General features: G+C 62.0%; 16 protein-coding genes, 1 tRNA gene and 1 pseudogene. All 18 read left to right on the top strand.

The features are described from left to right. Positions 1 to 217, top strand: a pseudogene (locus tag J0I64_RS19525) (capsid protein); the annotation flags it as partial. A 125-nt stretch (positions 218 to 342) separates the two neighbouring features. After that, a complete protein-coding gene (locus J0I64_RS19520) occupies positions 343 to 681 on the top strand; it encodes a hypothetical protein (RefSeq protein ID WP_291411389.1) in 339 nt (112 codons plus the stop codon). 102 nt (positions 682 to 783) lie between these two features. Then, the gene (locus J0I64_RS19515) at positions 784 to 1,725 is read left to right on the top strand and encodes a helix-hairpin-helix domain-containing protein (protein ID WP_291411387.1); all 942 of its coding nucleotides are present in this window, start codon (positions 784 to 786) and stop codon (positions 1,723 to 1,725) included. Further along, entirely contained in the window at positions 1,722 to 1,988 is a 267-nt protein-coding gene (locus tag J0I64_RS19510; RefSeq protein WP_291411385.1) for a hypothetical protein, read from the top strand. Before J0I64_RS19515 ends, J0I64_RS19510 begins: the two co-directional genes overlap by 4 nt. Positions 1,989 to 2,033: 45 nt before the next feature. Then, a tRNA-Met gene (locus J0I64_RS19505) sits at positions 2,034 to 2,110 on the top strand. A gap of 88 nt (positions 2,111 to 2,198) precedes the next feature. Beyond that, the gene (locus J0I64_RS19500) at positions 2,199 to 2,396 is read left to right on the top strand and encodes a hypothetical protein (RefSeq protein WP_291411383.1); all 198 of its coding nucleotides are present in this window, start codon (positions 2,199 to 2,201) and stop codon (positions 2,394 to 2,396) included. Beyond that, positions 2,393 to 2,827, top strand: coding sequence for a DUF1320 domain-containing protein (locus J0I64_RS19495; RefSeq protein WP_291411381.1), 435 nt, complete (start codon positions 2,393 to 2,395; stop codon positions 2,825 to 2,827). Before J0I64_RS19500 ends, J0I64_RS19495 begins: the two co-directional genes overlap by 4 nt. Continuing rightward, entirely contained in the window at positions 2,827 to 3,411 is a 585-nt protein-coding gene (locus J0I64_RS19490; RefSeq protein ID WP_291411379.1) for a phage virion morphogenesis protein, read from the top strand. Before J0I64_RS19495 ends, J0I64_RS19490 begins: the two co-directional genes overlap by 1 nt. After that, a complete protein-coding gene (locus J0I64_RS19485) occupies positions 3,408 to 3,839 on the top strand; it encodes a hypothetical protein (RefSeq protein WP_291411377.1) in 432 nt (143 codons plus the stop codon). The genes J0I64_RS19490 and J0I64_RS19485 overlap by 4 nt, the downstream gene beginning before the upstream one ends. Further along, positions 3,839 to 3,982 carry a hypothetical protein gene (locus tag J0I64_RS19480; protein WP_291411375.1) on the top strand — a complete coding sequence of 48 codons (144 nt, stop codon included), beginning with the start codon at positions 3,839 to 3,841 and terminating at the stop codon, positions 3,980 to 3,982. Before J0I64_RS19485 ends, J0I64_RS19480 begins: the two co-directional genes overlap by 1 nt. Further along, on the top strand, positions 3,979 to 4,905 hold the full coding sequence (locus J0I64_RS19475; RefSeq protein ID WP_291411373.1) for a phage tail tube protein: 927 nt from the start codon (positions 3,979 to 3,981) through the stop codon (positions 4,903 to 4,905). Before J0I64_RS19480 ends, J0I64_RS19475 begins: the two co-directional genes overlap by 4 nt. Before the next feature lie 32 nt (positions 4,906 to 4,937). Further along, on the top strand, positions 4,938 to 5,330 hold the full coding sequence (locus J0I64_RS19470) for a hypothetical protein (protein WP_291411371.1): 393 nt from the start codon (positions 4,938 to 4,940) through the stop codon (positions 5,328 to 5,330). Between the two features lie 68 nt (positions 5,331 to 5,398). Continuing rightward, the gene (locus J0I64_RS19465) at positions 5,399 to 5,689 is read left to right on the top strand and encodes a DUF1799 domain-containing protein (RefSeq protein WP_291411369.1); all 291 of its coding nucleotides are present in this window, start codon (positions 5,399 to 5,401) and stop codon (positions 5,687 to 5,689) included. A 236-nt stretch (positions 5,690 to 5,925) separates the two neighbouring features. Beyond that, positions 5,926 to 7,935 (top strand): phage tail length tape measure family protein, encoded by a 2,010-nt coding sequence (locus J0I64_RS19460; protein WP_291411367.1) that lies wholly within the window; start codon positions 5,926 to 5,928, stop codon positions 7,933 to 7,935. Then, on the top strand, positions 7,935 to 8,549 hold the full coding sequence (locus J0I64_RS19455) for a hypothetical protein (protein ID WP_291411365.1): 615 nt from the start codon (positions 7,935 to 7,937) through the stop codon (positions 8,547 to 8,549). Before J0I64_RS19460 ends, J0I64_RS19455 begins: the two co-directional genes overlap by 1 nt. Continuing rightward, positions 8,546 to 9,178 carry a hypothetical protein gene (locus J0I64_RS19450; protein WP_291411363.1) on the top strand — a complete coding sequence of 211 codons (633 nt, stop codon included), beginning with the start codon at positions 8,546 to 8,548 and terminating at the stop codon, positions 9,176 to 9,178. The genes J0I64_RS19455 and J0I64_RS19450 overlap by 4 nt, the downstream gene beginning before the upstream one ends. Next, a complete protein-coding gene (locus J0I64_RS19445) occupies positions 9,175 to 9,654 on the top strand; it encodes a hypothetical protein (protein WP_291411361.1) in 480 nt (159 codons plus the stop codon). The genes J0I64_RS19450 and J0I64_RS19445 overlap by 4 nt, the downstream gene beginning before the upstream one ends. Positions 9,655 to 9,777: 123 nt before the next feature. Further along, the coding region (locus tag J0I64_RS19440) for a hypothetical protein (protein ID WP_291411359.1) at positions 9,778 to 11,481 on the top strand (1,704 nt) is incomplete at its 3' end.

Genomic DNA, 11,481 nt, shown 5'->3' with positions numbered 1-11,481 from the left:
CATCCAGTGCCTCTACGTCGATCCCATGAAGGCCGCGACTGACGATAACACCATCTCCTGGGGCATGACGGCCCAGCTTGGCGGCAAGATTTCTGGCTCATGGGACGATGCCAAGATCGGCATCAAGGGCGGCAAGTGGGTGCGCGTCGGCGAGCAGGTCAACGAAGTCGTGGTCGCAAAGGACGTCGGATACCAGATCTCCGGCGCTGTCGCCTGACATCAAAACACCCTGGCAGGACGCTGCCAGGGCGATCCGTCCGCTTTTCCTCCTCCCTGGCGGGCGGGTCTTCGAGAAGGGGCCAACAGGCCCTTTCTGCAAGACCCGAAAGGACCCATTGCACCATGCAGATCTTCCGACTTATCGGCGCCGCTCTTCTGGTCGCCTCTATCTCTGCATTTTCTTCGGTCGCCATTGCGGCCACGGCGCCGGCAGGAATCGTCTTCGACAGTGATTTCAGCATTGCGTCGAACAGTCCCGTGCCGGACTGCCTTGCCTCCTTTGAGCCCTCCAACGCAGTTCTCCTGGTTGAGGCCGAAAGCGGCTGTGATGCGATCATTGCTGATGCCACCGGCCTTTGCCTGGTGCCGGCCAATTCCGTCGATTTCCGCCCGATCGTTGGCGTCGTCGATCCCGTCCAGGGCGTGACCTGCACCAGCATTCGTCCGAGCCCACCTGGCTAACTCCAGCGACGCTTTTGACAATCCCGCTGCCCTCGAAGGCGGCGGGTCTTTCGAGAGGGCCGCTTACTCGGCCCTGCCGCAAGACCCGAAGAGGACGTTTCAATGGACGATCTGACCAAGATCAAAGGTATCGGCAATGCGACGGCGAAGCGCTTGGCAGGCGCCGGTATTGTGAGCTTTGCCACCCTGGCAGCGGCTTTGCCTGAGCAGTTCCAGGCCATCGAGAAACTTGGCGGTTCTCCGACCGAATGGGCTGATTGGGTGGCCGGCGCTAAAGCCCTCGTGCCGACTCCCGTCGATCTCAGCCAGGCAGCGCCAGAAAAGATTGACGCCCAGGCCGCGCTAATCGATGCCGCGCGCGATCGTCTGGATGCCGCGCTGGCGAGAGTTGACTCGCTTTCAGCGGAACTTGGCAACGGGACGAATGTCGATCTCGAGCAGTCCCTGGACGACGCGGAGGCCGAGCGCGATGCCGCGCAGCGGGCGCTCGATCTGCTGATCGGGCCTGGCGATATCATGCGCCTTGATCTGGGCAGTGATATTGCCGAGGCGTCGACCGACACGACCTCGTCGGCCAATGAACCGAATTCAACCATAACACCCCCGAGCGACGACGAAGGCAGTGGTGGAGACGGTGGCCTTGAAGCCGTCTCCACCAGGCAGCTCGAGGACGATGAAGACGACGAAGAAGACGAGGTGGACCTCGTTGCCGATTTCGGTCGCGCTCTCGACGCTCTGAACAACCGTATCGATCGTCTCGCCGAGGAGAGCGTTGAAGCGGCTCTGAGCTTCATTGGCACCGAACGTGCCCGGTTTCGTATGATCATCGACCACGTCACCAAGCTCGACGTCGAGCTCCAGCGCCACGAGCGCGAGGTAATCCGCACCGAAACCGTCTGGCCGCTGACCACCGTCCGACTCGATGGGATCGACCGGCCGATCGGCAAACCGCTGAAGGTCGATCCAGTCACGTTCACGGCGCTCACAAGTTCGGGCGATGCCGCTGACCATGCCCCTCCAGAAGCTGAAGGTGTGACCTCGTGAGCAAGAATGAAGGTTTGAAAGTGCCGGGCTATACCGCCCAGAGCGATGAGAACGTCGCCCTGGTCACAGGGTTCAAGCAAACCGAAGAGCGCCTGTTGCGGGACCTCGATGTGATGTTCGACAGCGCCGAACCTCACCGTTTCGACAAGCGCTGGCTCTCGGTCGCCAAGACCCATTTCGAACAAGGCTTCATGGCGCTCAACCGGTCTGTCTTCCAGCCCCAGCGCATCCGGCTGCCCGATGACGAGAAACCAGAAACCTGACTGATCCCGCCAAACGCCGGCAATGGTCGCACGGTCCATCGGCCAGCGGCGGGGTAGCGCAGCCAGGTAGCGCGCGGGGCTCATAACCCCGAGGTCGCCCGGTTCAAATCCGGGCCCCCGCAATCAACACGTCGGCGTCCTCAACGCGCCGGCGAGGTCCGGCGCCGATGGGGCATGGCCGGCGCCGGACCAACCTAGGAGTTCAGAACGGTGATCTTCGTCATTCTCTTCATCATTGCCCTGGCGGCTCTCGTGCTGCTGGACGGTTATGCCCAGTACATGGGCAATCCGAAGCCGACCAGCTGGCTCAAGTTGTGTCTGTGGGCCGCTCTGATCGCGATCGTCGTTGGCGGGCTCCTCGGTGTCGCCGCGGATGGATTTGCTGCTGTCCAAGGGCTTCTCCAGTGACCTATTGCACCCAACAGGACCTGGCTGACCGCTACGGCCAGATCAAGCTCGTGCAACTGACCGACAAAACCAATCGGCCTCAGACCACGATTGACACGGTCGTTGTCGAGAAGGCCATCACCGATGCCGCCTCGCTCATCAATTCGTTCCTGGGCAAGCGCTATCAGCTACCGCTCACGGTGAGCCCGCCCGACGTCCTCGTGACCTACGCGTGCCAGATCGCCTGGTTTCTTCTCCATGGCGATACTGCAGGGAAGGAGCATCCAGTCCGGCTCGCCTATGCCGATGCCATGAAATGGCTTGAGCGGGTTTCCTCCGGCCTCGTGATTATCGAGGGCGCCGGCGAGAACGTCGCGCCCGCAGGCGGCGGCCAGATTCAGACCAAGGGGCCAGAGCGCATCTTCTCGCGCGACAGGCTGCAGGGCTTCTGATGACCGGCGTTTCCTTCACCCTCGACGACGACATCGCCCTTGACGGGCTTAATCGCCTTAAGCGAGCCGCTGGCGATCTGACTGGCGCCTATGACGCTCTCGGCGCGCACTTTGTCTTTTCGACCCAGCGCAATATCGAGCGGGAGACCGCACCGGATGGCAGCAAGTGGCGGCCCCTGTCGCCACGCACGGCCGAGAAACGCATTGGACGCGGCCGCAACGCCAGGAAGCGCGGTTATAGCCATATCCTTCGCCTTACCGCCCGGCTTTATCAGTCGATCAGCCACCAAGTGCTGGCCGATGGCGTCCAGTGGGGCACCAATGTCCTTTACGGCCGAATTCACCAACTCGGCGGCGAGATCGACATGGCCCCACGCCAGGGCACGGTCACCATGAAATCCATCCGCAAGCGCGGTAACCGCTTTGTTCGCACGGGCACCAAGGATGCCACCAGTCGCGTCGTGAGCATCCGCGGCCACAAGGTCACCATTCCCGCTCGTCCCTATCTCGGCATCTCCGCCATGGATCGAGAGGAAGTGCCTGAGATCGTGGCCGACTATCTTCGTCAGGAGGCTAGCCAATGAGCGATTTCGGTCAGATCAAGGCTCGCCTGATGGAGCCAGGGACACCATTCTTCAGCGTTCGTGGAGCCACCTCCATGGCGCAGGTCAAGGCTAGGCCGGAAGGACCGCTTCCTCAGGCCTTCGTTGTCTCGGCCGAAGAAATGGCCGGTGACAATCAACGGGCCACAGGGGGCGTCCTACAGGCCCTCGAGCGCGATATTGCCGTGGTTATTGTCGTCGAGCATCTCGGCGATGCCGACGGCGCTGATGCCGTCGATCCGCTCGAGGAGATCAAGGAATACGTTCGCGCCCAGCTGCTGGGTTGGCAGACCACCGAGATGGTCGACGTCATCACCTATGTCCGCGGCGAGACCATGGAGGCCGTCGATGGCTGCGTGTGGTTCGCCGCTATCTACTCCGCACCCCAGTACATCGAGGAGGCCGTCTGATGGCCAGCTACACCAGGGACAAAAAGACCGGCAAGCCGGTGCTGCAGTCCCAGATCAAGACGCCGTATCAGCCCGACGAGTTAACCGCCGATCGCGCGCCGGCCGCGGTTGAAGAACCGGCGAAGAAGGAGAGCAAGGAATGACCCGCTTTGTGCGCCGCCTGGCGCTCCTGGCCAAGACCGAAGTCACCTATGGCACCGATAGCGTTCCGACCGGCGCTGCGAATGCCATGCAGGTCAGCAATGTGGAAATCACGCCGATCGCTGGTTCGGAAATCAATCGCGAGCTGGTTTTGCCATATTTCGGGCATCAGGGGGCCATCCTGGTCCAAAATCATGCGACCATCGCCTTTGACGTTGAGGTCGCCGGCGCCGGCGCTGCGGGTGACGTGCCCGCTTATGGCCCATTGCTCCGCGCGGCGCGTCGGGCCGAAATCGTCGATGCCGGCGTTTCCGTCGAATATGTGCCTGACGCCGGGGTGCCCGATGCGGTGAGCATGTACTACGTGCTCGATGGCGTTCGTCATATCATCGTGGGCGCACGTGGCTCCGTCAGCTGGTCACTCGCGCCGGCGCAGATCGCCCGCTATCGCTTCAGCATGACGGGCCTTCTCGGTACCATTACCGACCAGGCCAATCCCGCCGTGACGTTGACGGGCTTTATAAAGCCGGTGCCGGTCAATAAGGCCAATACGGCGATGTCGCTGCACGGCTGGAACGCCGTTGCCGAAAGCCTGTCGATCGACCTCGCAAACCAAGTCGAGCCACGCTTCCTTATCGGGCACGAGAGTGTCGAAATTACCGACACCGCCTCGACCGGTACCGCCGTCGTTGAAGCCAAGTCGCTCGCCACCAAGAACTGGTTCGATATCGCCCTCAACCACACCACTGGCGCACTCGCCGTCCAGCACGGCACGGTTACGGGCAATATCGTCGAATTCGCGGCCCCGGCCGTCCAGATCGGGCGACCGACGCAGGGCCAGAGCCAAGGGATTGCCAACTACTCGCTGCCCCTGATGCTCACGCCCGTTGCCGGCAATGACGAGCTGGTTATCACCGTCCGTTAAGGCGACGAAAACACCCCTTTAAGGAGCCCTCAATGGTTAAGTTCATCCTCTCCAAGAACCGCCTCTACTGGTGGCCGATCAAGATCCGCATGCCCAGCAGCGATGAGCGAAAAGCGGGACAGGTCGAGGAGTTCACCTTCAAGGCGCAGTTTGAGGCCATCGGTTCGGAAGAGGCTCAGGGGATCATGGACGAAGTGTCCAAGCTGCCCGACGACGAACGGACCGCACGTCAGCACGATCTGCTCCTTCGTGTCGTGAAGGACTGGAACGAAGACATCCAGGACGAGGACAAAGAGCCGATCCCGTTCGGTACCGATACCCTCCGCACCATTCTGGATGATCCGTGGATCCTGGTGGCGTTTTGGCGAGCCTGGGGCGAGTCCATGTCCGGTGATGGGGCACGCAAGGGAAACTCGCAGAGGTAGTGCGAGCAAGGGTCTTCGCACTGCTGGATCGAACCGACCCGGACCGTCCACTGCCTCTCGACGAGGCGATGGCTGGGCAGTTTGCCGAGATGGGCGTCAGCATCCCGCCCGAGGCACTGGAAGACGAAGAAATGGTTGAGCTGTGGGACATCAACGAGTTGGCATTCCGAGTTTTCCAAGCGCTCGACACCCAGTGGCACTTTGTTTCCGGGTTCAACTGGATGCGTCGCACGGGCCTCAACTATCCCGGCGTTGTCGTCGTCATGCAGGCCTTTGATATGGCGATGAGCGATTTTCCGCTAATCCAGGCAATGGAGGAAGCTGCGCTGGCGGCGTTCGATGAGGTCTCTTCGCGGTGACCCAGCCCTTCGTTGTATCCCTGAAACTGACTGGTGATGGCCGCAGCGCTGTCAGTGCCGTAGCCTCAACGGAAAAAGCGGTCGCTTCCCTTTCGGCCAAGACCGAGCTGGCAGAGGCGAAGGCCGAGGCGCTCAATCGCGTTCTCGGACAGCGCAACACGATCGAGGCCGGCCGAGCTGGCCTGCAGTCGACGGCCGAGGCGATCCGCTCCGAGCAGCAGCTCGAGGCGGCGCGGTTGCAGGCGCAGAACAGCGAAAAAGGCCGGGCGGAGAGCATTGCCCGCCTGGCACAGCTCGGGCGCGACGCCCAGGCAGTCAACAAAGCAATCGCCTCGACCGAGCAGCAGCTCGCCGCGGCGCACGATGAGGCCGCTCGATCTGCGCGATCGGCCGCTACCGCCCAAGCGGAACTGTCCTCAGCCCGCAGCACTGCCGCGGTGGCCCGGCAGTCCGCGATTAACAGCTCATTGGGTATCGGCGTGGCTCCCACCGGCGACAGAGGCGCCGATATAGCGGCTTACGGCAATGCCCTGGACGAGATGCGGGCCAAGTTCAGTCCGCTTTTTGCCCTGGAGCAGCAGCACAAGGCAAACCTGGCAGAGATCAGCCAAGCATACCGGTTGGGCGCGATTTCTGCCGATGAGCAGAGCGCTGCGATCGAGCGGGCAAATGTGGCCCACCGATCCGCAGTTGTCGCCCTTGACGGCCATGCTCATGCACTTGACCAGGTGTCTCGCGCCATGGCGCGCTCCAATGCGCAGCGCACGAACCTGCTTTTCCAGCTGCAGGACGTTGCCGTCACCCTGGCAATGGGCATGAACCCGCTGATGGTTGCCATGCAGCAGGGCAGCCAAATTTCGATGATCTATGGCCCCGGCGAAGGGGGCCTCGGACGGGCATTTCAGGAAACCGCGAAGATGGCGACCAGCGCCGCGACAAAGTTTTGGCCGCTTGCAGTGGCGGCGGCGGCCATCGGCGTCGCTGTCGGTGGAATGCGGCATGAAATCGAAGAGACGACCGGCGTAGCGGTGTCCTTTGGCGACGTGTTCATGGCCTCGCTGCAAGTCGTCGGCGGATATCTCTACGAGGCCTTCCGTCCCCAAATCGAAGCAATCTCGGAGTGGTTTGGCAGGGCGTGGGACCTGGCGGTCCAATGGACCAAGAATTCGCTGAACTTCATGATTGGTTCCGTCATGGTCTTCCTCGAGCAGATCAGACTCGTCCACGACATTGTTCCTCAGGCTTTCCAGCTGGCGGGTGAGCTTGCGGCCAATGCGTTCCTCGACAGCATCCAGTGGATGGTGAACAGCACCATGGGATCTATCGACAGAATGGGCCAGGAAGTGGTGAAGCTATGGGGAGGCACTTGGACCCGCATTAACTGGAAGCTCGACCTGGAGCCATTCAAGCGGGATACGGACGCGACCGCGGGGCGCATCGGAACGATCTTCAAGACCTATCAGGATCAGGTGCGGTCGATCATCGATTCCGACTACATGGGCACCTTCTATTCCGACGTGCAGCAGCAGGCCCTGAAGAACTACAACGCGCGCCTCGATGATACCGACAAGAGCGCCAAGCGGGCGGCGAGCGGTATGAAGATCGCCGATGACGCTGCCAAGGCCTTCAAGGAAACCATGGACTTCGGGCGCGATACCTTCCGAAGCTTCATCACCGACATGCGCCAGGGACTAAGCCAGGGCCAGGGCTTTTGGGAGGCACTGGGCAACGCCGGTGCCAACGCACTCGACAAGATTGCGGACCGTGCTCTGGGCATGATGGCAGACGGCATTTTCAACATGATCATTGGGGCCTTCATGCCCGGCTTTGGCCAGACCGGCGGCAGCTGGGGCAACGGCCTGTGGGGTTCTGCCATTTTCAACGCCAAGGGCAATGTCTACCAAAGCCCGGCCCTGTCAGCTTTCAGCAACAAGATCGTCGATCAGCCCACCATGTTTGCCTTCGCCAAGGGCGCTGGCATCATGGGTGAGGCCGGCGCCGAAGCCATTATCCCGTTGACTCGCACGAGCAGCGGGGATCTCGGCGTCCGGATGACGGGCGACGTCGGTGTTGGCATGTCGATGGGCAACATCACCTTCGCCCCAGTCAGCAACTTTTATGGCGGCTTCAACTCCAGCGATGCGGACTTGCGCCGTATGCTTGATGAACGCGACCGACACCTTCTGTCGATGATGCCGGGAGCAATGGCAGAGGCTCGCTATCGCGCTGTGAAGGGGGCTGCTTGATGGCCGTAGCTTTTCCGTTCTCGGGTTTCGATCGCATCGGCCTGCGCATTCGATCGGGGATTGCCCACAAGCGAGACAGAGGCGGCCTTCTGTTGACCCAACGCACCGTCGAGCCCTACTGGGCAGGGCCGTTCACTACGGGCAAGCTTACTCCTGCAGCTTGGTCGAACCTGGTCGCGTTCCTCAGCGACTGCGTTGACCGCAATCTGCGAGTCGACTTTGTGCACCCCCGTCACGAGGTTCCCCGCGCTTATACGCTCGCCACGTGGCCGCTCTTTGCTGATCCCGTGCTGGTATCCGTCACACACGGCCGAGAGATCGTCGTTTCAGGCCTGCAGGTAGGGATGGAATTGAAGCGCGGTGACCGCTTCACCCTCATGCAGGGAGAGCAGCGCTGCTACCGTAGCCTGGCCGCCGATCTGGTAGTTGCCAGTGCAATCAGCCAGGCGATCCCGCTCACGCCGCGCATGCCGCTAGGCATTTTCGCCGCCGGCGCGCTTGTGCGGTTCAAGATGCCTCCGGTGCGCCTGGCGGTCGTTGCGGACAGCTTCCAGGATGACGAGGTCTATGCCCCGTCCTCGCTCACCTTCGAAGCCGAGGAGGCGCTGAAATGAAGCTCTACGACAGTGCCACCATGGCCCGGTTTGCCAAGGGCGAGGAAGATTTCATCGACGCGATCATCTTCATCTTCGACTCCGGCCCGGTGTGCGTCTTTGTCGGCCGCGGCAGCTTCACCTGGGATGATGAGGAGATCGGCCTGCAGACCTTTTACGGTCTGGCGCCGCTTCTCTCGATTGAAGTTCCCAGCCAGTCCCTCTCCAACGAGTCGCTGCCCATCACGGTGCGCCTGGCAGAGACCTACATGCCCGAAGGCTCGGACACGCCCGTCAACGTGTTCGATGATGGGGTGCGCCAGACGATCGACGAAGAGCCTTGGCAGGGCCGCGAGGCCATCCTGTCCCGCTTTTGGCTCGATGAAAACGGGGTGCCGATCTATCGCGAGCGCATCGGTCGACGCGTTATTGACGATATGCCAACCGAGGAAGATGAGGCGGGCAATCCTATCCGGACGGCGGTGCTCGAGCGCGAGGACATCATCCAGCGCAACGTTGAAGCCAAGACGGTGAATGCCGACCTGCAGCGGCTGCTTGATCCGACCGATCTCGCCTGTGAGCATATCCGGACCACGGCGCGCCAGCAGATCAGTTTTGGTGCCTTGCCTGAACAAAGCGCCGGCACATGACCTCGCCAGCGATCTGGACGCCAAAACCAATCGGGCCGCGGCTGCCCGGTTGGGAGAACAAGGCCCTGGCTGTGCTCAATCAGCACATGGCAGAACCGCTCACCTGGGGCGTTTCAGATTGCCTGTCGGTTCCAGCCGATCTTTGCTTCGCAATGACCGGTGTCAGCATTCTACCGCGTCATTTGCGACGGTACCGCACCGAGGCCGGCGCCTGGCGGCTTCTGGTTCGAGCTGGTTTCAGCGACGTTGAAGAGGCCTTGAATGCGGCATTTCCTCGCCTTGAGGGTGTCGCCATGGCTCGGCGTTTCGATGCCGGCGTCGTCGAGCGTAAGGACCCTTCTGGACGAACTGTGCTTGCCACGGTAATTATCACCAACGGCGCGCAGGCGGTTGGTCGCGATGCGGAAGGGCCGGTTCTCGTTTCTCAGCTCTCACTGAGAGCAGCTTTCGCCATCGGCGCGAGAGCGCAGCGATAGATCTCTGGGTGACACTGTCACCTGCAATCCAGAACCATGAATAAGCGATTTTGAACTCGGCTTTCACGCCGTTTCAAAGAGGCTTTCCATGTCCCGAATGGGCAAACCAGACCAGGCAGCCTAATGCCTCAAGTCTTGCCCATCCTTGGCCAGATTGCGCTCAATGCCGCCATTGGCATCGGCGCCACGGTTCTTGCCAACGCCATCCGGCCGCAACGCGCCAATGCCACCCAATCCGTCACGACCAGCCGCGGTCTCAAGTTTGAGCTGACGATCGGCGAGACCGTCGCGCTGTCGGCTATCTGGGGCCGTGGCCGAACCGGTGGCCAGCTCACCTTTGCCCAGGAATACGGGGCAAACAATCAGTACCTGAAACTCAAGATCGACTGCGGCCGCGGCTGGTTCGATGCGCTCGAAACCGTCATTGCCGATGAAAAGGCGCTGACCCTCTCCGGTTCGAACGAAGACGTGAATGGTCGGATAGCCGAGGAATACCGGGACGGTGCCGGCAATCCGCGCGTCTGGTTCAAATACTATGACGGCCGCCCAGGTCAGACGGCCGATGCCGGCATGATGGCCGCGGCTCCGACCCGCTGGGGTGTCAATCACCGATCAACCGCCACACCCTATGTCGTCGTCACGCTCTCCTATGACGCCGATCTCTTCCCCTCGAGCACGCTGCCGGACTTCGGCTTCGTCTGGCGTGGCCTGCGCCTTTACGACTGGCGCAAGGATGCGACCATGCCGGGCGGTGCCGGCGCGCATCGTTGGGACGATCAGTCCACCTGGGAATGGACGGACAACCCGGCTGTCATGGCCTGGAACTGGCGCCGCGGCTACTGGCGCAACGGTATCCGCCTCTTCGGCATGGGCTTCTCGCGCTACGCCAACGACTTGGCTTATTTCACGGCCGCGGCGAACCTTGCGGAAGAGGACCTCTACTTTGCCGAGACCGGCGCCACGCTCAACCGCTATGCCTTTGGCCGCGAGATCTCGGACGACGAAGAGCATCTGACCGTCTTACGTCAGTTCGAAGAGTGCTGGTGCGGCGCCAGCTTCGACCGAGGCGGCGCCTATGCGCCCGTGCCGGCGGCGTCCGTCATGCCCGTGCTCACCCTAGAAAACCACCATCGTGTCGATGGCGCTGCCGTCTCGGCCAATCGCTGGGGCAAGGTTTCGGCCAAGAAGACGAAGATCCACGGCTCATTCTCGCCGGTGGCCGACCTCTTCATTTCGACGCCCTATGCGGCGCGCATCAATGTCGACCTCGAGGCGCTGACCCGCGGGCCGAAAGCCCAGGCCTTCGACCAGCCCTATGAGCATCGGCCGGAGCGCGCCCAGATGCGCGCGGAGATTGCCCTGCGCCGAAACCTTCATGGCGCCACCCGTACCGAAACCTTTGGCCCCGTCGCCAACGTCCTCGAGCCAGGCGATGCCGTCACCCGCAATTGCGAGTGGGGGCCGACGCTTATGATCGTGGAAAGCGTCGAGCCTGGTCCTGATGGGATCGGCAAGACGGTCACAATGACCGGCTGGTCCAACACCATCGTGCCCGATCCGGACGAGGGCTTCCTCGATGTCCCGGCCGAGATCGGCCCGCTGCCGACCGAAGCCAGCCGCACCCTGCAGGTGCCGGGCTTCTATTGCGCGTCCTACCAGCGCATCACCGGCGGCAACGAAGAGCCCTATGCCCGCGCGTCCTGGACGTTCATCGACGATCCCAATTGCGAGCGCGTCATCGTCAAGGTCTGGCCGGATGGCGCCGATGAGCTGACGACGGCGCAGTATTTCGAGGCCTCGTCCCGGCTGCAGAACTCATTCCTCTTT

Origin of the sequence: Devosia sp. (assembly GCF_017307565.1) — a bacterium.
GTDB lineage: Bacteria > Pseudomonadota > Alphaproteobacteria > Rhizobiales > Devosiaceae > Devosia.
This window is presented reverse-complemented; position numbering and strand designations above follow the sequence as displayed.

Bases quoted from the DNA above. Each gene is read 5' to 3' on its own strand.
- J0I64_RS19520 (WP_291411389.1), top strand. From the start codon at position 343: ATGCAGATCTTCCGACTTATCGGCGCCGCTCTTCTGGTCGCCTCTATC.
- J0I64_RS19515 (WP_291411387.1), top strand. From the start codon at position 784: ATGGACGATCTGACCAAGATCAAAGGTATCGGCAATGCGACGGCGAAG.
- J0I64_RS19490 (WP_291411379.1), top strand. From the start codon at position 2,827: ATGACCGGCGTTTCCTTCACCCTCGACGACGACATCGCCCTTGACGGG.
- J0I64_RS19485 (WP_291411377.1), top strand. From the start codon at position 3,408: ATGAGCGATTTCGGTCAGATCAAGGCTCGCCTGATGGAGCCAGGGACA.
- J0I64_RS19480 (WP_291411375.1), top strand. From the start codon at position 3,839: ATGGCCAGCTACACCAGGGACAAAAAGACCGGCAAGCCGGTGCTGCAG.
- J0I64_RS19475 (WP_291411373.1), top strand. From the start codon at position 3,979: ATGACCCGCTTTGTGCGCCGCCTGGCGCTCCTGGCCAAGACCGAAGTC.
- J0I64_RS19470 (WP_291411371.1), top strand. From the start codon at position 4,938: ATGGTTAAGTTCATCCTCTCCAAGAACCGCCTCTACTGGTGGCCGATC.
- J0I64_RS19465 (WP_291411369.1), top strand. From the start codon at position 5,399: ATGGCTGGGCAGTTTGCCGAGATGGGCGTCAGCATCCCGCCCGAGGCA.
- J0I64_RS19455 (WP_291411365.1), top strand. From the start codon at position 7,935: ATGGCCGTAGCTTTTCCGTTCTCGGGTTTCGATCGCATCGGCCTGCGC.
- J0I64_RS19450 (WP_291411363.1), top strand. From the start codon at position 8,546: ATGAAGCTCTACGACAGTGCCACCATGGCCCGGTTTGCCAAGGGCGAG.
- J0I64_RS19445 (WP_291411361.1), top strand. From the start codon at position 9,175: ATGACCTCGCCAGCGATCTGGACGCCAAAACCAATCGGGCCGCGGCTG.